17 protein-coding genes are annotated in these 19,948 nt (G+C 63.8%); 10 read left to right on the plus strand and 7 right to left on the minus strand.

Annotation, left to right across the window (positions count from 1 at the left end; genetic code table 11):
* The first annotated feature begins 27 nt into the window (after positions 1–27).
* The 4 genes from DIC66_RS09450 (at position 28) to DIC66_RS09465 (ending at position 5,613) form a co-directional block, all read left to right on the plus strand.
* Complete coding sequence (locus DIC66_RS09450; protein ID WP_117176431.1) at positions 28–468, plus strand: MarR family winged helix-turn-helix transcriptional regulator; 441 nt, start codon at positions 28–30, stop codon at positions 466–468.
* 146 nt (positions 469–614) lie between these two features.
* Positions 615–3,029: a DUF3141 domain-containing protein gene (locus DIC66_RS09455; RefSeq protein ID WP_199534696.1), complete on the plus strand. Its 2,415-nt coding sequence runs from the start codon at positions 615–617 to the stop codon at positions 3,027–3,029.
* Positions 3,026–4,945, plus strand: coding sequence for an acyl CoA:acetate/3-ketoacid CoA transferase (locus DIC66_RS09460; RefSeq protein WP_117176433.1), 1,920 nt, complete (start codon positions 3,026–3,028; stop codon positions 4,943–4,945). Before DIC66_RS09455 ends, DIC66_RS09460 begins: the two co-directional genes overlap by 4 nt.
* A 56-nt stretch (positions 4,946–5,001) precedes the next feature.
* The gene (locus DIC66_RS09465; RefSeq protein WP_117176435.1) at positions 5,002–5,613 is read left to right on the plus strand and encodes an outer membrane beta-barrel protein; all 612 of its coding nucleotides are present in this window, start codon (positions 5,002–5,004) and stop codon (positions 5,611–5,613) included.
* A gap of 36 nt (positions 5,614–5,649) precedes the next feature.
* Here the strand turns inward: DIC66_RS09465 and DIC66_RS09470 are convergent, their stop codons facing one another.
* Positions 5,650–5,856, minus strand: a complete 207-nt coding sequence (locus tag DIC66_RS09470) for a hypothetical protein (protein WP_117176437.1) — start codon at positions 5,854–5,856, stop codon at positions 5,650–5,652.
* A gap of 130 nt (positions 5,857–5,986) precedes the next feature.
* Here DIC66_RS09470 and DIC66_RS09475 point away from each other — a divergent pair, with 130 nt between their 5' ends.
* Positions 5,987–6,556 carry a LemA family protein gene (locus DIC66_RS09475; protein WP_117176639.1) on the plus strand — a complete coding sequence of 190 codons (570 nt, stop codon included), beginning with the start codon at positions 5,987–5,989 and terminating at the stop codon, positions 6,554–6,556.
* 30 nt (positions 6,557–6,586) lie between these two features.
* The gene (locus tag DIC66_RS09480; protein ID WP_147321280.1) at positions 6,587–7,528 is read left to right on the plus strand and encodes a hypothetical protein; all 942 of its coding nucleotides are present in this window, start codon (positions 6,587–6,589) and stop codon (positions 7,526–7,528) included.
* 48 nt (positions 7,529–7,576) lie between these two features.
* Here the strand turns inward: DIC66_RS09480 and DIC66_RS09485 are convergent, their stop codons facing one another.
* Both DIC66_RS09485 and DIC66_RS09490 read right to left on the minus strand, forming a co-directional pair.
* A complete protein-coding gene (locus DIC66_RS09485) occupies positions 7,577–9,061 on the minus strand; it encodes a methyl-accepting chemotaxis protein (RefSeq protein WP_233505857.1) in 1,485 nt (494 codons plus the stop codon).
* A gap of 210 nt (positions 9,062–9,271) precedes the next feature.
* Complete coding sequence (locus DIC66_RS09490) at positions 9,272–10,303, minus strand: isocitrate/isopropylmalate dehydrogenase family protein (RefSeq protein WP_117176443.1); 1,032 nt, start codon at positions 10,301–10,303, stop codon at positions 9,272–9,274.
* 195 nt (positions 10,304–10,498) lie between these two features.
* Between DIC66_RS09490 and DIC66_RS09495 the strand changes: the two genes are divergently transcribed.
* The 4 genes from DIC66_RS09495 (at position 10,499) to DIC66_RS09510 (ending at position 15,172) form a co-directional block, all read left to right on the plus strand.
* A complete protein-coding gene (locus DIC66_RS09495; protein ID WP_117176445.1) occupies positions 10,499–11,170 on the plus strand; it encodes a 2-oxoacid:acceptor oxidoreductase family protein in 672 nt (223 codons plus the stop codon).
* The gene (gene porA / locus DIC66_RS09500) at positions 11,154–12,407 is read left to right on the plus strand and encodes a pyruvate ferredoxin oxidoreductase (protein WP_117176447.1); all 1,254 of its coding nucleotides are present in this window, start codon (positions 11,154–11,156) and stop codon (positions 12,405–12,407) included. The genes DIC66_RS09495 and porA overlap by 17 nt, the downstream gene beginning before the upstream one ends.
* A 40-nt stretch (positions 12,408–12,447) precedes the next feature.
* A complete protein-coding gene (locus tag DIC66_RS09505) occupies positions 12,448–13,464 on the plus strand; it encodes a thiamine pyrophosphate-dependent enzyme (RefSeq protein WP_117176449.1) in 1,017 nt (338 codons plus the stop codon).
* Between the two features lie 79 nt (positions 13,465–13,543).
* Positions 13,544–15,172 (plus strand): NAD(P)-binding protein, encoded by a 1,629-nt coding sequence (locus tag DIC66_RS09510; RefSeq protein WP_117176451.1) that lies wholly within the window; start codon positions 13,544–13,546, stop codon positions 15,170–15,172.
* A 9-nt stretch (positions 15,173–15,181) separates the two neighbouring features.
* Here DIC66_RS09510 and DIC66_RS09515 read toward each other — a convergent pair whose 3' ends face one another.
* The 4 genes from DIC66_RS09515 to DIC66_RS09530 all read right to left on the minus strand — a co-directional run bounded on the left by DIC66_RS09515 (position 15,182) and on the right by DIC66_RS09530 (position 19,876).
* Positions 15,182–15,559 (minus strand): helix-turn-helix domain-containing protein, encoded by a 378-nt coding sequence (locus tag DIC66_RS09515; protein WP_117176453.1) that lies wholly within the window; start codon positions 15,557–15,559, stop codon positions 15,182–15,184.
* Between the two features lie 2 nt (positions 15,560–15,561).
* The gene (locus DIC66_RS09520) at positions 15,562–15,879 is read right to left on the minus strand and encodes a type II toxin-antitoxin system HigB family toxin (protein WP_117176455.1); all 318 of its coding nucleotides are present in this window, start codon (positions 15,877–15,879) and stop codon (positions 15,562–15,564) included.
* A gap of 70 nt (positions 15,880–15,949) precedes the next feature.
* Positions 15,950–18,118 carry an Ig-like domain-containing protein gene (locus DIC66_RS09525; protein WP_147321281.1) on the minus strand — a complete coding sequence of 723 codons (2,169 nt, stop codon included), beginning with the start codon at positions 18,116–18,118 and terminating at the stop codon, positions 15,950–15,952.
* A gap of 96 nt (positions 18,119–18,214) precedes the next feature.
* Positions 18,215–19,876, minus strand: coding sequence for a response regulator (locus DIC66_RS09530; protein WP_117176459.1), 1,662 nt, complete (start codon positions 19,874–19,876; stop codon positions 18,215–18,217).
* Positions 19,877–19,948 lie beyond the last annotated feature (72 nt).

The raw sequence follows: 19,948 nt of genomic DNA on the forward strand, positions 1-19,948 counted from the left end.
CCACAATACCCGTATTTGGGCGTGGCGATGACGAGCAAATCAAACCCGGGCACAGAGGCCCTGGCCAAGGCTGACTTTGAGGCGCTGGCCGAATTCCGTTACCGGCTGCGCCTGTTCCTGCGCTTCAGCGAGGACGCCTGCAACGCACAGGGCATCACACCCCTGCAATACCAGTTGCTGCTGCAGACCAAGGGCTTTCCGGGTCGGCAGTGGGCCAGCATCACCGAACTGGCCGAGCGCCTGCAGGCCAAGCACCATGGCGTGGTGGCACTGGTCACGCGCTGCGAGGCGCTGGGCTTGGTGCAGCGCAGGGCCAGCGCCAGCGACTCACGCCAGGTGGAAATCCATCTCACCGCCAAGGGCGAAAAGCAGTTGCTCAAGCTGGCCCGGCTACACCGTGATGAGCTGGCCACGCTGCCAGACTTTGTGGCCATGCCGGTGCTGGCCCCCTTGCAGTCCGCGCACTGAAGCGGACACTTGCCGCCGAAGGGGTGTTTCGAACACCCAAAAGCACGCCAGTCTCTTGACGTAAAGCAAGCTTGAGGTAACTTTGCGCTCCTACACTGGAGCCGGTTTGGGGCAAACGTGCGTCAAGCCGCTACCGAAAATACAGTATGTCGCCACAACCCCGCCCCAGCAGCCTCCAGAACCACCTGCCCGCCGACCTGGAAACCCAGGCCCGGCAGACCAATCGCTTGCTGACCAGCGCCTCGCACCACAGCCAGAAGATCAGCCAGAACCAGAGCCAACGCACACAGGCGCTGGGCGCCGAGCTGGGCCAGACCCAGCAGGCCCTGGGTGAAGCCCTGGGCACGGGAGCCCTGTTCCAGATGGCGGCCGATTACAGCCTGGACGCGCTGCAGCGCCTGGCTTTGACGCTGGATGTGCTGCGCGCACGCGGCAACAACGACAAGGCCCATGAAGAAGCCGGCACACCGCCGGTGCTGGACTACGACTACAGCGTGGTCATTGATGGCCGCACGCTGGCGCGCCCGGTGAACTACCAGTTGCTCAAGATATTGCCGACCAAGGGTGTGCGCGTGCTCGACCAGAAGCGCCCCTACATGATCATTGACCCGCGTGCAGGCCACGGCGCCGGCATTGGCGGCTTCAAGCCCGACAGCCAAGTGGGCGTGGCGCTGCGCGCAGGCCATCCGGTGTACTTTGTGGTGTTTCGCCAGCACCCCGAGCCGGGGCAGACCCTGCTGGACGTGATGAATGCCGAGGCACAATTTCTGCGCGAGATTGCCAGGCGCCACCCCGAATCGGCCAAGCCGGTGGTGGTGGGCAATTGCCAGGGCGGCTGGGCCACGCTGATCCTGGCTGCGGCCCACCCGGAGCTCACCGGCCCGCTGGTGCTCAACGGCGCACCCGTGGCCACCTGGTCCGGCCAGATTGGCGAGAGCGCCATGCGCTACAACGGCGGCCTGCTGGGTGGCGTGCTGCCCGCGCTGCTGATGTCCGACCTGGGGGCGGGCGAGTTTGATGGTGCCCACCTGGTCTCCAACTTCGAGATGCTCAACCCCAGCCGCAACTTCTTTGGCAAGTACTACGACCTGTTTGCCGATGTGGACAACAAGCGCGACAGCTTCCTGGAGTTCGAGAAATGGTGGGGTGGCTTCCACTTCACCAACGAGGCCGAAATCCGCTGGATCGTGGAGCAGCTGTTTGTGGGCAACCGCCTGTCCAAGGGCGAGGCGCAACTCGAGCCCGGCAAGAAGCTCGACCTCAAGGCCATACGCGCCCCCATCATCGTGTTTGCCAGCCGCGGCGACAACATCACGCCACCCCAGCAGGCACTGAACTGGATCGTGGACACCTTTGTGGACGAGCAGGAAATCCGCGTGCGCGGCCAGCGCATTCTCTACATGGTGCACGAGAAGGTGGGGCACTTGGGCATCTTTGTGTCGTCCTCGGTGGCGCGCAAGGAGCACGCCGAGATGGCCTCCACCCTCAAAACCATTGAAGCCCTGACACCCGGCCTGTACGAGATGAAGATCGACGAGACCGCCGGTGACGAAGGCAACGAACACTTCTTTGTGAGCTTCCACGCGCGCACCATGCAGGACATCCTCACCACGGTGGAAAACGACCGCGAGCAGGAGAAAGACTTCACTGCCGTGGCGCGCCTCTCCGAGATCGGTGCCCAGGCCTATGACCTGTCGCTGCGCCCGCTGGTGCAAAGCCTGGTGACACAGCAAAGCGCCGATGCCCTGCGCGATGCCCACCCCTCGCGTGTGAGCCGCAAGCTGTTTTCGGACGCCAACCCGCTGCTGGCCCTGCTGCAGCCCACGGTGGATTGGGCCCGCGCCGAACGCCAACCGGCCCAGGCCGACAACCCCTTTCTGGCGCTGGAGCGCCTCACCGCCCACAGCATCATGCAGGGCATGGACCTGGTGCGCGACCTGCGCGACGCGGCCTACGAAAATACCTTCCTGTCGATTTACGGTACGCCCTGGATGCGCATGCTGGGACAGTCCGGCGCCACCCCCGCGCCCGAGCCAGACGTCAACCAGCTGCGTGAGATGCTGGAGGTCAAGCAGGCGCTGGAATGCATGGAGCGTGGCGACCTGGGCGCGGCCGTGATCCGCATGCTGATCCTGCTGGCCGGTTCACGCGGCTCGGTGCGGCGCGACCGCCTGGAGCGCTCGGCCCAGGTGCTCAACCATACCCAGCCCTTCCAGTCCATGGGCCCCCAGCGCCGCTCCGAGCTGATCCAGCAGCAGTCCCTGATTGCCGAGTTTGAACCCCGGCGCGCACTGGAAACCCTGCCGGCGCTGCTCAAGACGCAACAGGATCGCCAACAGGCGATGGACGTGGTCAACCACATTCTGGGGGCGCGCTCCGAGATGGAGCCGCACTCGCTGGAGCTGATCCAGCGCCTGGAGAGCTTGCTGGGCGTGGCTACGCCCAAGCCCGCGCCTGCAGGCGCAGCGGTAAGCAAGGCCAAGCCTGCCACCACCCCCGCCACGCGCAGCGCCAAGCCCGCTGCCAAAACATCACGCGCTCGCAAGGAAGCCCAACCATGAAATCCAAAGTCGTCTCTGCCGCAGCAGCCATTGCCCTGATCCACGACGGTGACACCCTGGTGTGTTCCGGCTTCGGTGTGGTGGGCGTGCCCGATGAACTGCTGCTGGCACTCGAAACCCGTTTTCTGGAAACCGCGCAGCCGCGCAATCTGCACCTGCTGTTTGGCGGCGGCCCCGGCGACGGCAAAGAGCAGGGCATGAACCGCATCGCCCATGAGGGCCTGGTGGCCTCGGCCATAGGCGGTCATTGGGGCTTGGTGCCCAAGCTGGGCGCCATGGCCATGGCCAACCTCATTGAGGCCTGGAACCTGCCGCTGGGCGTGGTCTCGCACCTGTACCGCGACATTGCCGCGGGCCTGCCAGGCAGTGTCAGCGCCGTGGGCCTGGGCACCTTTGTGGATCCGCGCCTGCAGGGCGGGCGCATCAACGCGCGCACCACCAAGGATATTGTGGAAGTGGTCACCCTGGGCGGGCGCGAGCTGTTGTTTTACCAGGCACCCAAGCCCAATGTGGCGTTTATTCGCGCCTCGATTGCCGACCCGGATGGCAACTTGTCACTGGAGCGCGAAGCCCTCACCCAAGATGCACTGGCCATCGCCATGGCGGTGAAGAACGCGGGCGGCGTGGTGATCGCACAGGTGGAATACATCACCGAGAAGGGCTCGCTGCTGCCCCGGCGCGTGAAGGTGCCCGGCATTCTGGTGGACTGCGTGGTGGTGGCCGAGCCGCAGCACCACATGCAGACCTATGGCACGCAATACCACCCCGGCCTGTCGGGCGAGATGCGTGTGCCCCTGGACGCGCTGCCCCCCATGGCCTTTGACGAGCGCAAGGTGATCGCCCGGCGCGCCGCCTTCGAGCTGATGCCCAACGCCGTGGTGAATCTGGGTATTGGCATGCCCGAGGGCGTGGCGGCCATTGCCAACGAAGAGCGCCTTCTGCCCTATATGACGCTGACGGCCGAGCCCGGCCTGGTGGGCGGTGTGCCCGGCAGCGGCATGAATTTTGGTTCGGCCATGAACGCCACCGCGCAACTGGACATGAACCAGCAGTTTGACTTTTACGACGGAGGCGGCCTGGACTTGGCCGTGCTGGGCCTGGCCGAATGCGATGCGCGCGGCAACATCAACGTGAGCCGCTTCGGCCCGCGCCTGGCCGGAGCGGGCGGCTTTATCAACATCACGCAAAACAGCCGCACCGTGCTCTTCATCGGCACCTTCACCGCCGGTGGGTTGGAGGTGCAGGTGGGCGATGGGCAGCTCACCATCACCAAGGAAGGCAAACACCGCAAGTTTGTCCAGAGCATTGAGCAAGTCACCTTCAGCGGCGAATACGCGGCACGCGTGGGCAAAAAGGTGCTCTACATCACCGAGCGCTGTGTGCTCACGCTCACACCCGAGGGACTTGAGCTCACCGAGGTGGCACCGGGCGTGGACATTGAGCGCGACATCCTGCCCTACATGGCCTTCAAGCCCATCATCCGCAACCCGGCGCTGATGGATGCGCGCATCTTCCGCAATGAGCCCATGGGCCTGAAGGACACGCTGCTCAGCATTTCGCTGATGGAGCGCATTGCCTACCAGCCCGAGCGCAATTTGCTGTTCCTGAACTTCCAGGGCCTGAAGCTCAGTGCGCCCAAAGACGCGCAGGATGTGCAGACGGCGGTGGAGCGCAAGTGCCTGGAGATCGGCCACAAGGTCAACGCGATCGTCAACTACGACGGCTTTGAAATCCTGGAGCCCGCCATGGACGCCTACGCCGAAGTGGTGAAGACCATGACAGAGAAGTACTACGCGCAGATTACCCGCTACAGCACCAGCGCCTTCCTGCGCAACAAGCTCGGTGCTGCCATCAGCGGGCGCGGGCTGGCGCCGCACATTTACGAGACACGGGGTGAAGCCGAGGCGGCAATCTAGTGGCTGCAGATATTGCCTGCGTATGATGGAGTGTCAACTACATCAAGACAGGGAATATGAAAACTATAAGCATTGCGGCCTTTTCAGTGGCCGCCCTGGCATCGTCCGGGATCTGTGCGCAGACGGTTGCGTCTGCCTATGAGGGGCTCAGCGTTGCGATCAATGTCAATTCAAGCAACGTGACGGTGCAGGTTACCGACCCTGTCGGCGGCACGCAGTCCTCGGTAAGCACTGCGGACCAAAACATCGTGGTCCAGATCGCCAAAGGGCAGGCCTTCGGCAGCAACGGGGTGGTGAACTTCGGCGCCTGGGCCACGCTGGGTGACATGAAGTCGGCCAGCGTGGGTGGCTTGCAGCTCAAGGCCACCGGCAGTTACGGTATCTATGGGGAATTGGGCTACGCCATCGACAGGCGCTCACTGGCCTATGCCAAGCTGTCCTACAACCAGCTCACTGCGGACCTCACGGGTGGCGGACCGGGTATTGACCAGGCCCTGAGCGCCACCGGTTTTGGCTATGGTGGCGGCTATCGCCATGCGCTGGGTAACGGTGTCTACCTGCAAGGCGAACTGATGCAGGTGAATTACGCCGAGGCCGATACCGCCATCGGGCTGCGCTTCAAGCCCAGCAACACCGTGGGCATGGTGGGCGTGGGCTACAAGTTCTGATGGGTCTGTGTGGGGGCCGCTACCGTGCGGCCCTGTTCAGCACTTGGGCGAACACACCGCCTGTGACTTGCCAATCAGCTTGCGGGTGACCATTTCGGAGCGTGGCCGGTGCTTGCCGCACAGGAAGCACGACATGGTCGAATTGCCGGAAAAAGGGGGCGCTGCGAACGGCGAACCACCTACCTTGGACTTGTAACGAAGACCATCGTCCAACATGGTCGTCTTGCTAGCGGGCTTACTCATGCGCGTATTTTACTTCCTGCGCCGGTACCCTGGGATGCAAGCCTTGCAGAAGCCTTGCGCGCGGGCGCCATTTTCTGGCTGTAACATGGGCTTAGCCGGTCTCAAGGGCCGCCAATATAAAGGATTCAGCATGGCGCAGTACATCTTTCTGGGTGGTGTGGTGATACTTTTAATCTACGGCATCAGCCTGTACAACCAGCTGGTGCTGGTCAAGAACGCGGTGGCCAAGGCCTGGGCCAATATCGATGTGCTGCTCAAGCAACGCCATGACGAGCTGCCCAAGCTGGTGGAGGTGTGCAAACAGTACAAGCAGTTCGAGCAGACCACTCTGCAAAGCGTGGTGCAGGCGCGCTCGCAAGTGCAGGCTGCGGGCGAGCGGGGCGACATCCGTGCCCTGGGTCAGGCCGAAGGCGTGCTGCGCGCGGGCCTGGGCCGCATCTTTGCCGTGGCCGAGGCCTATCCCGAGCTCAGGGCCAACGAGAGCTTCATGCAGTTGCAGCACCGCATCAGCGCGCTGGAGAACGCGATTGCCGACCGGCGCGAGTTCTACAACGACGCCGTCAACATCAACAATACCCAGATCGAACTCTTCCCCGGCAGCCTGCTGGCCCGGCAGTTCGGCTTTACCGCACGGCCCATGCTGGAATTCAGCGACGCCGAAGTCCAGGACGTGGACGTCAAGCAGCTGTTCGGCCAATAGGTCCGGCCCCACACGCTGGCGCATGGCCCCGTGATCATTTCCCGCATGGCGCTGGAGGACGTGGTGCCCGAGGCACGGGAGTGGCTGCGCCGCAGCTATGCCAGGCTGATCACCTCGGGCGCGCAGGTCCTGCTGCTTTTCATTGGCGCGCAACTGCAATCCCGCATGGCCTGGCTTCTGTGCCTGGGGCTGGTTGCTTTCATCAGCGTGCTGGCCTGGCTGTCCGCCCTGTACCGCCTGCGCACCCTGCGCAACACACCGGTGTCCACCGTGGCCTCTGCCGCGCAGGGCTATGTGGAACTGTCCGGGCGGGGCCAGCACTTTTGTGATCCGCCGCTCTATAGCCAGCTGCGTGGGCGCCCCTGCCTGTGGTGCCGCTACCTGGTGGAAGAGGAGGAGGGTGACGAGTGGCGCACGGTGGACCGGGGTGAGACCAGCGCCTCCTTCATGCTGCGCGACCACACCGGCGAATGCGTGGTGGACCCGGAATCGGCCGAAATCGTGACCCGCCACAAGGACCGCTGGACCGACCAGAACATGCGCTACACCGAGTGGGTGCTGATCGAACAGGATGTGCTGCGCGTGGTCGGGCAGTTCCGCACCCAGGGGGGCGCATCAGAGCCCTTTGACACCCGGGCCGAGCTGGGGGAGATGCTGGCCGCCTGGAAGCAGGACATGCCACGCCTGCTGGCGCGCTATGACCTGGACCGCGATGGCCTGCTGCTGGGCGATGAATGGGAGAGCGTGCGCTGCGATGCCCTGCGCGCCGTCGTGCAGCTGCGCACTTCGCGCCAGCAGCAGCCCGAGACCCACTTGGTGGGCCGCCCGCCGGATGGTGCGCTGTTCCTGATCAGCAACATGCCCCACGACAAGCTGCTGCGCCGCTACCTGCTGTGGGGCTGGGCCCACCTGGCCCTGTTCTTTGCGGCGCTCAGTGGCATGGCGTGGGTGGCCAGGAACGTTCACAGCTAGCGGGGGGCATCCGCTGGCGAACCACACCACACCACGGCCGGGCCGTGCTCAGGTGCTCAGCAGGTTCTTGTAGACGCCACAGCCCACGCTCAGGCCGTCCAGGCTCTGCACATAGGACATCTTGGTTTGCACCTGTCCGGTCGAGGGGTTGGTGATGTCGTACTCCACCCAGCCCGGCTCGTAGGCGGCTTGTGTCTGGATGGTCTTCAGCAGGCCTTCGCCGTCAATCCCGGGCACGTCCTGCACGCGGGTGCCCACCTTGCTGGCGTTGCCGCCAAAGGCGAGGTAGGTGCCGCGGTCGTCCAGTACGAAGACATACATGTCACGGTCATGAAAGCCGTTGGCCGGGTCGGTGAGCTCACGCAAAAAGCTCTCCTTGGAGCTGCGCTGGCGGTGGGCCACGGCGCGCTCTACCAGCGCAACGGCCTCTTCCGGTGAGCCCTGCTGCAACTGGAACAGAGCCACGGATTCCACCAGGGTGTTGGCGCGTGCTTCCATGTCGCGTGCCTTGGCCACGGCGTGCTCCACCATCTGGGCATTGCTTTGGGTGATGCCGTCGAGCTGGCTCACGGCAGCCGTGATTTCGCTCAGGCCTGCGCTTTGCTCGGCGCTGGAGCTCGATATCTGCGACATGCTGGTGGCCACCTCGCGTATGCCTGCCACCACACGGGTGATGGAACTGCCCGCCGCATGGATTTCCTTCACGCTGGCGGCTACCTGGCTTGAAGACGCGCCAATCAGCAACCGGATCTCCTTGGACGCTTCGGCCGAGCGCTGCGCCAGCGAGCGCACCTCGCTGGCCACCACCGCAAAGCCGCGGCCGGACTCGCCCGCGCGGGCAGCTTCCACGGCGGCATTGAGCGCCAGGATATTGGTCTGGAAAGCCAGGCCGTCAATCACGCCCACAATCTCGTCCATGCGCTTGGCGCTGGCCTGTATGGCCTCCACCGACGTCACCGCCCGGGCCATGATGGCCGCACCGTTTTCGGCCACGTCGCGCACTTCACCGGCCTGGCTGTTGGCGTGACCCGCCGTGTTGGCGTTGTCCTGTACGGTGGAGGAGAGTTCTTCCACGCTGGCTGCGGTTTGTTCGAGGTTGGCGGCCTGTTGCTCGGTGCGGTCCGACAGGTCCTGGCTGTCGCGCGCCAGGCTGTTGCCCGCATACACCACAAAGGCTGCATTGCTGCGCACATTGGCCACCATGGACGATACGGTGCGTCCGAGCTGGCTCACAGAATCCAACACGCGGCCCAGTTCATCTGTGTGTTGGGCCCTGGTGCCCTGGCGCAGGTCGCCGGTCATCATGCGGTCCACGGTGTGCACCAGCTGGTTCAGGTCCTGGGTCACACTGACGTGCAGGGCGATCAGGCAGTACATCAGCGCCAGCGCATCCAGGGCACACAGGTTTACCACCACCTCAAAAGCGCTCTTGGGCTCGCTGCCCAAAAAGAAGGCCCACAAAACCACCAGCACCGGCATGGTTGCCAGGAAGCCGATGAGCGCAATCTTCTGCGAGAAAACCAGTCTGCGCATCAGGGCCACACCGGGGCCCAATAGACCTGCTGATTGCATTGATCGTTACCTGGATTCAGCCACTGATGGGCCGTAGTTTTTGCATGTCCCCAAGCCGACTTTATCCGCGCACCTGACGCCAAAATGACGGCTGCACACTCAGTCGCGCAATGCTGTCTTCATTTGCAAAAAACAGCCGCATGCCCGTCGTTCGGGAAGTCTTTGCGCGGCTCACCCGTTGGTGATGCGGCTGACCAGCGCTTTGGTGAACTCGGCCGTGCCAGCCTTGCCACCCAGGTCACCAGTGCGTACCTTGTCCACGTTCAGGGTGTCATCGATGGCGCGGCGCAGGCGCGTGGCCATGTCGGTCAACTGGCAGTGGTCCAGCATCAGGGCAGCGGCCAGCAGCAGGGCGGTCGGGTTGGCAATGCCTTTGCCCGCAATGTCCGGGGCCGAGCCGTGCACGGCTTCAAAAATGGCCGCGTCCTTGCCGATGTTGGCGCCCGGCGCCATGCCCAGGCCGCCCACCAGGCCGGCCACCAGGTCCGACAGGATGTCGCCAAACAGGTTGGTGGTCACCAGCATGTCGAACTGCCAGGGGTTGAGCACCAGCTTCATGGCGCAGGCGTCGATGATGACGGTGTCGAGCTCAAACTTTCCCTTGTACTCGCGCTCATACAGGTCGAGGCCAGTCTCCAGAAAGATGCCGGTCAGCGCCTTCATGATGTTGGCCTTGTGCACGATGGTCACCTTCTTGCGCCCGGTGGCCACTGCATGCTCAAACGCGTACTGCAGCAGCCTGCGGCTGCCCGCCCGTGTGTTGATGCCGGTGGCCATGGCCACGGCATGCGGGTCGTTGTCGATCTTCACATAGTGCTCGTGGCCGATGTACAGGCCTTCCAGGTTTTCGCGCACCACCACCAGATCGATCTTGTCAAAGCGCCCACCGGGGATGATGGTCAGTGCGGGCCGCAGGTTGGCATACAGCTGGAACTCTTCGCGCAGCCGCACGTTGGAAGACCGGTAGCCGCCGCCCGTGGGCGTCTCCAGCGGGCCCTTGAGGGCCAGGCGGGTGCGGCGGATGCTATCCAGCGTGGCCGCAGGCAGCGGGTCCCCTGCGAGTTGCACACCGCCCAAACCCGCAATCTGACGGTCCCACACAAAGGGCGCGCCCAAAGCGTCGAGCGCGGCCAGCGTGGCGTCCATGATTTCAGGGCCAATGCCGTCGCCGGGTATCAGGGTGGCTGGGATGGGTTGGGACATGCTGGGGCTTTCGGTGGAGGTGTGGATGCAGGAAGTGCTTGGGTCCAGTGTACGGCTGCAAAGTCGTCGGGAGGCTGACGGCGTCGGCACCCGATGCACCTCGGTTTTCGTTGATCTTCATCAATGGAATGCGCGCCCAAAAGCACAGAATTTCGCAGTTCCCATTCGAATTCTTATAACGAGGAGACAACAGCAATGCTGCAAATCCGTATCCATGGACGCGGTGGTCAGGGCGTGGTCACGGCCGCCGAAATGCTTTCGCTGGCCGCCTTCGAGCAGGGTCACCACGCGCAGGCCTTTCCCAGTTTTGGTTCCGAACGCACGGGTGCACCGGTGGTGGCTTTCTGCCGCATCGACAGCCGGGAAATCCGCCTGCGCGAACCCGTGCTGGCACCCGATGTGGTGATCGTGCAAGACCCCACGCTCCTGCACCAGGTCGATGTGTTCCAGGGTCTCAAGCCCGACGGCTATGTGCTGATCAACACGCGCAAAAGCTTTGACGAACTGGGCCTCTCCGACATGGTGCAGCGCTTCCGCCACGAGCGCCTGACCACCGTGCCTGCCACCGACATTGCGCTCAAACTTTTGGGGCGGCCGCTGCCCAATGCGGTGCTGCTGGGTGGCTTTGCGGCGCTCATCAGTCGAAGGGCCGCCCCCGAGACGGATGACCCCCTTGGGGGGCGGGCCGAGCGCAGCGAGGACCTCGGGGCATCACTATCCGGCATGGTGACATTGGAGGCTGTGGAACACGCCATCAACCACAAGTTCAGTGGCAAGGTCGCAGCTGGCAATGTGGCTGGTGCGAAAGAGGCCTTTGCCTATGTGCAAAACGAAATGACGGAGCTCAGCCATGCTCAAACAAGTTGAAGGCTCGGCCGCTGTGGCCGAAGCCGTGGCGCTGGCGCGCCCGGAAGTCATTTGCGCCTACCCCATCTCACCGCAGACCCACATTGTGGAAGGCCTGGGCGAGCGGGTGAAGGACGGCTCGCTGGCGCACTGCGAGTTCATCAATGTGGAGAGCGAGTTTGCCGCCATGAGCGTGGCCATTGGCTCATCTGCCGCCGGTGCGCGCACCTACACGGCCACGGCCAGCCAGGGCCTCTTGTTCATGGCCGAGGCCGTGTACAACGCCTCGGGCCTGGGCCTGCCGATTGTGATGACGGTGGCCAACCGCGCCATCGGCGCACCCATCAACATCTGGAACGACCACAGCGACTCCATGAGCCAGCGCGACTGCGGCTGGCTGCAGCTGTTTGCCGAGACCAACCAGGAGGCGCTGGACCTGCACATCCAGGCCTTCAAGATTGCCGAGGAACTCTCCATGCCGGTGATGGTCTGCATGGACGGTTTTATTCTCACCCACGCCTACGAGCGGGTGGACATGCCCACCCAGGCGCAGGTCGATGCCTTCCTGCCACCCTACGAGCCGCGCCAGGTGCTGGACCCGCGCGAGCCGGTGTCGATTGGCGCCATGGTCGGCCCCGAGGCCTTCATGGAAGTGCGCTACCTGGCCCACGCCAAGCAGACCATGGCGCTGGAGCGTATTCCGCAAATCGCCGCAGAGTTTGCTCAAACGTTTGGCCGCCACTCCGGCGGCTTGGTGCGCGGCTACCGCTGTGAGGATGCCGAGACCATCGTCGTGGCCCTGGGCTCGGTCATTGGCACCATCAAGGACGCGGTGGACGAGATGCGCGCGGGCGGCGTGAAGATCGGCGTGCTGGGCATCCAAAGCTTCCGGCCCTTCCCGCTGGCGGCAGTGCGCAGCGCGCTGCAAGGTGCCAAACGCGTGGTGGTGCTGGAGAAGAGTTTTTGCGTGGGCCTGGGCGGCGTGGTGTCCACCGATGTGCGCGTGGCGCTTTCGGGTCTGCAACTGCAGGGCTACACCGTGATTGCGGGCTTGGGCGGGCGTGCCATCACACAGGCATCCCTGGTGCGCACCTTTGCAGAAGCCATTGCGGGCACGCTGGAGGCGCTGACCTTCATGGACCTGGACTGGCGCATCGTCAACCGCCAACTCGCGCGCGAGGCCAGCATGCGGCGCAGCGGCCCGATTGCAGAAAACCTGTTGCGCGACGTGGGCTCCGTCGCCTCGAAAGTGAGCTGAATATGAACACCACGTCCACCGCGTTCGCAGGAGGCCCGCTATGAACGCCCCCCTCAAGTTCTACCAGACCGGCACTTTTACGGTCGGTAACCGCCTGCTCTCCCCCGAGCAGCGCAGCCTGCAGTCCAGCGAGGCGCGCAGCAACTCGCTCAACTCCGGCCATCGCGCCTGCCAGGGCTGTGGCGAGGCGCTGGGCGCGCGCTACGTGGTGGACGCCGCCATGCGCGCCACCGGCAACCAGCTGATAGCCGCCAACGCCACCGGCTGCCTGGAGGTGTTCTCCACACCGTACCCCGAGACCTCGTGGCAGCTGCCCTGGATCCACTCGCTGTTTGGCAACGCCGCAGCGGTGGGTACCGGCATTGCGGCGGCACTCAAGGTGAAAGCACACAAAGCCGGCAAGCCACAGAGCGAGGTGCGCGTGATCGCCCAGGGCGGCGACGGCGGCACCACCGACATCGGCTTTGGCTGCCTGTCGGGCATGTTCGAGCGCAACGACGATGTGCTCTACATCTGCTACGACAACGAGGCCTATATGAACACAGGAGTGCAGCGCAGCTCGGCCACACCCATGGGCGCACGCACGGCCACCACCATGGCCGTGGGCGCGCATCCGGGTGCACCGCAAGGCCAGGGCAAGAATCTGCCGCGCATTGCCATGGCCCACGAGATTCCCTATGTGGCCACCGCCACCGTGGCCGACCTGCGCGACCTGGAGGCCAAAGTAGAGAAGGCCATGTCGATACGCGGCGCGCGCTACCTGCATGTGCTGGTGCCGTGCCCCTTGGGCTGGGGCTCGGTCAGCCAGGACACGATCAAGCTGGCGCGGCTGGCGCGCGAGACCGGCATCTTTCCGGTGTTCGAAGCCGAGCACGGCGAGGTGACTGCGGTCACCCAGATCCGCCACCGCGTGCCGGTGGACGACTACCTCAAACCGCAGCGCCGCTTTGCCCATCTGTTTGGCAAGCCGGGCCAGCCCGAGATGCTGGCGCAGATACAGGCCGAGGCGGACCGCAACATCCGCCGCTTCAATCTCATGGAACAGGAGGCAGTATGAAACCCCCAAGCTCACTTTGTTCGCTGCCCCCCAAGGGGGCGCACGCCTCCCTTGGGGCGGCCCGGCGGGAGGCCTGACCATGCAAAAACCCTTTGCCATCACGCTGGACCCCGGCTCTTCGCTGGCCAACAAGACCGGCACCTGGCGCACCGAGCGCCCCGTCTATGTGGACCGCCTGCCGCCCTGCAATGCGCAGTGCCCGGCGGGTGAAGACATCCAGGGCTGGCTGTTCCATGCCGAGAGCGGCAACTACCTGGAAGCCTGGCAGCACCTGGTGCGTGACAACCCCTTCCCGGCCATCATGGGCCGGGTCTGCTACCACTCGTGCGAGGGGGCCTGCAACCGCGGCAAGATCGACGCGGCCGTGGGCATCAACTCGGTGGAGCGCTTTCTGGGTGACGAGGCGCTCAAGCAAGGCTGGCAGTTGCCCGCCGCTGCGGCCGATTCGGGCAAGCATGTGCTGGTGGTCGGTGCCGGGCCTTCGGGCATGTCCGCGGCTTACCAGCTGCGCCGCCTGGGCCACCGCGTCACCGTAAAAGAAGCCGGGCCGCTGATGGGCGGCATGATGCGCTTTGGCATCCCCAAGTACCGCCTGCCGCGCGAGGTGCTGGAGGCCGAGATGCAGCGCATTGTGGCCATGGGTGTGACGGTGGAGTTGGGTGCCCGGGTGGAGAACATTGCCACCACCATGAAGGACGGAAAGTTCGACGCCGCCTTCCTGGCCGTGGGCGCCCACATTGCCAAGCGTGCCTATATCCCGGCCAAGGACTCTTCGCACATTTTGGATGCCGTGTCCGTGCTGCGCTCCATGGAGGGCGAGGACCAGCCCATGCTGGGCCGCCGCGTGGTGGTCTACGGCGGCGGCAACACCGCCATTGACGTGGCGCGCACGGCCAAGCGCCTGGGGGCGACGGAAGCCATCATCGTCTACCGGCGCAACCGCGAGAAGATGCCTGCGCACGACTTCGAGGTCGAAGAGGCGCTGCAGGAAGGTGTGATGGTCAAGTGGCTGTCCACCATCAAGCAGGCTGAGGGCGGCGTGCTCACCGTGGAAAAAATGGTGCTCGATGACAAGGGCAATCCGCAACCCACCGGCGAGTTGGAGACCCTGGAGGCCGACTCCCTGGTGCTGGCCCTGGGGCAGGATGTAGATCTGTCCTTGCTGCAGGGCGTGGACGGTTTGGTGATGCAAGACGGCGTGGTGCAGGTAGACCCAGCCACCATGATGACGGGCCACGCAGGTTTGTTTGCCGGCGGCGACATGGTGCCGGCCGAGCGCAACGTGACCATCGCCGTGGGCCACGGCAAGAAGGCCGCGCGCCACATTGATGCCTGGCTGCGTGGCCAGCCCCTTGCCAATGCGCCCAAACATGCCGTGGCCAGCTTCGAGCGCATCAACAGCTGGTACTACAGCGACGCACCCAAGACCGTGCGCCCGCAGCTGGAGATCGCGCGGCGCACCAGCAGCTTTGACGAGGTGCAAGGGGGCCTGGCCGAAAGCAACGCCTTGTTTGAAGCGCGCCGTTGCCTGTCTTGCGGCAACTGCTTTGAGTGCGACAACTGCTACGGCGTCTGCCCCGACAACGCGGTGATCAAGTTGGGCCCCGGAAAACGTTTCCAGTTCAACTACGACTACTGCAAGGGCTGCGGCATTTGCGCGGCCGAGTGCCCGTGTGGAGCCATCGAGATGGTGGCCGAGGAGAGCTGAGCCCGGCGCTCAGGCCTCGATTGCATCCGACTCGCGGATCAATACCTCCGCTGGAATACGCAGGCCTTCGCTTAACCTGCGAATCATGCTGAGCGACAGGGATCGCTTGTAGGACAGCACCTCGTACACGCGATTGAGCGGGCCAATGAAGGGCACAAGATCTTTCACACCCAGTCCGGACTGATCCATACGAAACTTGATCGCCTCGATGGGGTCCGGCGGGTCTATGGGATAGTGCCTGGCTTCGTAGGCCTGAACCAGTGTCCCCAACACGTCAAGCCGCTCACCTTCAGGAGATTCGGCATGAGGGTCCAGGTCGATCAACGCGGAAACCTCTTGCAAAGCAGCAAGGTAATCAGCCTCTGTTCGGATGGCACGTATTTCCATGATCAGACTCCTTTGAACTGGTCGACAGTGGCTGCGTCAACCTTGTCGTATTCGGCGTGGGACCCGATGAGCTTGACGTAGATGTACTGCATCTTGTAGGCAATCGCCACGATGAGCCGGTAGTCATTTCCTTTGATGTTGAAGACTACGCGGTTGTTTGCAATGAAGCTGGCATTCGCATAACGACTCTTCACATCCTGCGGCGTCGTCCATTGCGCTTGTTTGGCTTCGGCTAACCAAGCCTTGAACGCACCTTCTGCAGCGCCATTCCCAGGGCGCAGCCAGAATGATTCGAGATTGCGCAGAGCAACAATATGCATCGCCGGGAGTTTGGTCCCAAAATGGTACCAAGGCAAGCGCCTTGGACCTTGGAATCAATGCGTTTGCTGTCTATTGCAAGGTGTAAGGCGCATAGAAGTGCGCAAATTCGCGCCCCCTGGCGTCGCGCGCAAACAGATGCAGTCCGGTCTGGCGTGCCGTATCCCAGTAGCCGGGGCCGGGGTCGGCGCAGTGTTGCTCGCCCATGTCGTTGGCGTCTATCGCGCCATTGGCGCAGGCAATGGCATTGGCGCTGCGTGCGGTGGAGCCGACGGCCTGGCCATCGTTGAAGCTGGTGCGCACACTGGGGTAGACGATGCCATTGGTGGTGCTGGTATAGCCGGCGTTACCGCTTGCGAAGCCCAGGCTGGCGTAGTCGAAGTAGATGGCGTTGCCAAAGAGTTTCAGGCCCGAGGGCGGCAGGGCGCCTGTTGGCACCACCCAGCTGGTTGCCAATGCGGTGTCGAGCGGAAGGGTTGCAAAACCATTGGTCGTTCCGTTGCCCGAAGAGCGGGTTACCAGATCGGCAATTGATGTGTCCGACAGCCTGGCCCAGGCCTGCGTGCGCAACTCGGCCAAGGTGCTGGCGCGGCTGCGGGTGCGGTAGTGCTGGGTCTGTTGCAAGGTACCACCCGATGCGTTGGTGCCGCCCGAAAAATAGGCAAACGTCCAGACGCCCTGGCCGGGCATGGCGGCCAGGGCCGCTTCCGTGTAGTCGCTTGGCGGGAAGAACAGGCCAGCTTCGAGCGCGGATGGATGGGGGGTGGGCGCGCCGCTGGACGCCACATATTCGGAGCGCAGGCGCACAAAGGTCGTGCCACTGGCAGTCGGTGGGGCCACATTGCGCTTGGGCAAGACCATGCTGTCCGAGCCAGGGACCAGCGTGATGGTCGTGCCCCCTGGCGGGGTGACTTGTACATAGCTGATGTTGGGGATCAGCGGAATGCGGATGTCATAGCCGGTGCTGTAGTAGTTGGCGTCGGGCTGGTTCACAAACGTGCGCAGTTGGTGATACGGCGCCACCCCGCCGGGATAGGTGTACTGGTTGCCTATGAGCTTGAGCTTGCCATCGGAGAGGTCCTCACGCAGCACGGCGGTGTCGAAGCTTTCATTGCCCAGCCGGTCGCGCGTTTTGTAGCTGACCACGATGTCACCGTTGGGCCGTGAAAACTCATAGCTGCCCTGGCTGAAAACCTGGCCGGTAGCCGCGTCACGAAACAGCCCGCTGAAGGCGCCGTTGTTGTTGTCGTCGCGCCCCACGCGGCTGCCATTGCCCAGGAACTGGTTCGGGTCGTTGCCAAGGAAAGCGGTGGTGCAGGCAGAGGCCACCACATTGGCGGCTGTGCCGGTGGCCACACCAGCGCTCACAGGGCTGTCGACACGCGTGGCCGTGGGCAGGGCAAAGCAGGCGGTCAGCTGCGCGAGCTCCTGTGCAATCAGGACCGATGTGCCTGCAACGGGCAGGGTGACGGCGCTGATGGCTGGCAGCGGTGCCACACTGGAACTTTGGCTGTTGAACGCAGTCACGATGGGAGCTGCCCCATCGGCCAGGGTCTGCTTGATGCTGACTTCAATGTTGGTGCTGGTGGCACTGTCGGGGGTCAGCGTGACCTGGATGGCATCGAGCATGCGGTCATAGCCCGTGCCGTTGGCTGCAAAGCTGCCCGTCAGCGGGTCGATGCCGGTGGCACCTGCGGCCGAGATCAGGGTGGCCAGAATGGTTTGCACTTCGCTCACCGAGGCGGCCACCGTGATGGCGTCGACCGTGCTGGCACCGGAGCCTACTTCGCTCGCCAGTCTGGAGGGGTCGCCAGAGGCACTCAGGCGCGAGGCAATCAGGTTGGTTACCGGGGAAATGTTGACCGTGGCTGTGGACGAAACGCCCGGTGCGGTGGGCACCACGCTCACCAGGGTTTCCACCGCGCCTTCTGCGTTGGTGCGTGTGGCCGTCAATACAAAGGGTGCTTGGGCTGAGGCGCTGATGGCAATATTGAAACGGCCGTCCGCGCCTACAGGGGCGCTGGTGCCCACCACCGTGCCATTCCTGTCGGTGACCACAATGCTTGCTCCGGAAAACGCGGCGCCGGTTGCAGCAGTGCCGGCCAGGTTCTGCGTAGGTGTGGAAGCTGCGGAGCTGCTGCCCCCGCCGCCGCAACCCGTCGCGAGCACGGCGACGCTGAGTGCACTCAATGAAAAAACGAGCGCTCTGGACTTGATCCAAGTGACAGAATTCTGAAGCATGTGGGACTCCCTGAATATGGATGTTGGCGAGGTGTGCACAACGCAATGACGAATATATAGGAGCTGCTGCCACTTGGGATGACCGTGCACATCCAATCAGCCAGCGGCAGCTTTTTTCTTGACCGGCCCGCCGCCAACGCGCAGGGTCAGTGCCCCGGCCTTTCGTGGGCCTGTGCCAGGTTGGCCCGGCATGGGGTTGACCATGCACTGGGCCCGCAAGGCGGCAACCCGTGCATGCAGCTCGGGCGCCTCGCCGATTTTTTCCTTGTAACGCAGCAGCACCATTTCGGCCGATTCCACCAGCTTGCTGTTGAGGGTTTCCTGGCCACGCTCAATCAGTTCGTTGACTGCGCCGGTGGGGTTGCCGCGCAGGCTCAGCGACATGGCGACTTCGGCGTACTTGATGATTTTGGTATTGCCTGCGCGCACATGCTCGGCGTAGGCGGGGTAGGCGTGGGCGGCCCCTGCCAGCAGTTCGCTCATGGCGCGGCTGGCGCAAAAGCGCAGGGCCAGGTGGTCCATCAGGGTGTGCACCTCGTCGAGCTGTATGGCCCGCTTGGCCATCTGCGACAGCAGGGCGATGAGGTTGGAGGCGGATTCAAAGTCAAAGGCGGGTTCACGGATGTCGCTCGCCAGTTCCCGCACCAGCGCCAGCGCCTGTGCAATCTTGTGGTGTTGCAGCAGCGTCAGGGCCTCCACAACACGGGCCAGGCGCTGCAGGCGCACCGTCTCCGGGTTTTTGTCGATCAGGCGGTCAAAGTCGTGGACGCAGCGCTGCAGCGCCTTGTGGTCATTGCGCTCGAATTGCAAAAAGGCCATCAGCACCAGGCACTGGTAGTCAAACAGCTTGGAGTCCATTCCCACCAGGCAGGTGCGCTGCAGCGCGTATTCCGCCTCTTCCGGCTTTCCGGCGTAGAACGCCATGATGCCCACGCTCTGCAGGCGCCCCACCGAGGCGGGCGTCAGCTTGCTGGCCATCTTGTAGGTGGCCAGCGCCTCGTCAAATTTCCCCAGTTCAAATTGCGCACGGCCCATCACGTCGTAGGCATCGGCATAGGAGGGGTCCTGCGCAATCAGGTTCTCCAGCGTGCTCACCGCCGCCGTGATCTGGCCGCCATCCAGCATGGAGCGGGCCACGCCCAGCTTGGCCCAGGGCAGGGTCTTGGCCTTGATCACGGCCTCGTACAGTTTCTTGGCCTCGGCCGGTTGGTCAATGCGCAACAGCAGCTCCGCACCAATGCGCGCGGCATACAGCCAGAACGGGCCCCGGGTGTTGAAGCGTTCCACACACTGCTTGCAGGCACCGGCAAAGTCTTCTTCTTCAATGGCGCTGAAGATGCCTTGCAGCGACACCTTGCGGATGCGCGCCTGCTGCAGCCGCTCGCCCAATTGCGATGCCTTGTGGGGCTTGAGCAGATAGCCGTCCAGCGCGGATTCGGCGGCTTCTGCCACATGGGCATAAGTGGCCTCGCCGGTGATCATCACAAACACGGTGGAGTAGGGCAGCAGCTGGTTGCGGCGCAAATCGTCCAGCAAGTCCTGGCCGGACGCGTTCTCGTCGTGGAAGTGCAGCTCGCACAAAACGAAATCGAAGGTCTGGTATTCCAGATGGCGCCGGGCATCAATGATGCGGCCGCACTGCACCACCGTTTTCACGCCAAACTCGCGCAGCTGGCTGGCCAGCATGGAGCGCATCGCCGGGTTTCCTTCGACGACCAGCGCACGCGCGTTGGAAATGTCTTCAGACAAAAGTGCCATGGACAAAACGGCTACCGGGCCAGGGCTGTGTAGTTGTGTATGGATTCAGTGTAACGAAGGAAAGCACGCCGA

Source organism: Rhodoferax lacus (assembly GCF_003415675.1).
GTDB classification, from domain to species: domain Bacteria; phylum Pseudomonadota; class Gammaproteobacteria; order Burkholderiales; family Burkholderiaceae_C; genus Allorhodoferax; species Allorhodoferax lacus.

Bases quoted from the DNA above. Each gene is read 5' to 3' on its own strand.
- DIC66_RS09475 (WP_117176639.1), top strand. From the start codon at position 5,987: ATGGCGCAGTACATCTTTCTGGGTGGTGTGGTGATACTTTTAATCTAC.
- DIC66_RS09530 (WP_117176459.1), bottom strand. From the start codon at position 19,876: ATGGCACTTTTGTCTGAAGACATTTCCAACGCGCGTGCGCTGGTCGTC.
- DIC66_RS09490 (WP_117176443.1), bottom strand. From the start codon at position 10,303: ATGTCCCAACCCATCCCAGCCACCCTGATACCCGGCGACGGCATTGGC.
- DIC66_RS09510 (WP_117176451.1), top strand. From the start codon at position 13,544: ATGCAAAAACCCTTTGCCATCACGCTGGACCCCGGCTCTTCGCTGGCC.
- porA (WP_117176447.1), top strand. From the start codon at position 11,154: ATGCTCAAACAAGTTGAAGGCTCGGCCGCTGTGGCCGAAGCCGTGGCG.
- DIC66_RS09465 (WP_117176435.1), top strand. From the start codon at position 5,002: ATGAAAACTATAAGCATTGCGGCCTTTTCAGTGGCCGCCCTGGCATCG.
- DIC66_RS09485 (WP_233505857.1), bottom strand. From the start codon at position 9,061: ATGCGCAGACTGGTTTTCTCGCAGAAGATTGCGCTCATCGGCTTCCTG.
- DIC66_RS09515 (WP_117176453.1), bottom strand. From the start codon at position 15,559: ATGGAAATACGTGCCATCCGAACAGAGGCTGATTACCTTGCTGCTTTG.
- DIC66_RS09525 (WP_147321281.1), bottom strand. From the start codon at position 18,118: ATGCTTCAGAATTCTGTCACTTGGATCAAGTCCAGAGCGCTCGTTTTT.
- DIC66_RS09505 (WP_117176449.1), top strand. From the start codon at position 12,448: ATGAACGCCCCCCTCAAGTTCTACCAGACCGGCACTTTTACGGTCGGT.
- DIC66_RS09460 (WP_117176433.1), top strand. From the start codon at position 3,026: ATGAAATCCAAAGTCGTCTCTGCCGCAGCAGCCATTGCCCTGATCCAC.
- DIC66_RS09470 (WP_117176437.1), bottom strand. From the start codon at position 5,856: ATGAGTAAGCCCGCTAGCAAGACGACCATGTTGGACGATGGTCTTCGT.
- DIC66_RS09455 (WP_199534696.1), top strand. From the start codon at position 615: ATGTCGCCACAACCCCGCCCCAGCAGCCTCCAGAACCACCTGCCCGCC.
- DIC66_RS09450 (WP_117176431.1), top strand. From the start codon at position 28: ATGACGAGCAAATCAAACCCGGGCACAGAGGCCCTGGCCAAGGCTGAC.
- DIC66_RS09495 (WP_117176445.1), top strand. From the start codon at position 10,499: ATGCTGCAAATCCGTATCCATGGACGCGGTGGTCAGGGCGTGGTCACG.
- DIC66_RS09520 (WP_117176455.1), bottom strand. From the start codon at position 15,879: ATGCATATTGTTGCTCTGCGCAATCTCGAATCATTCTGGCTGCGCCCT.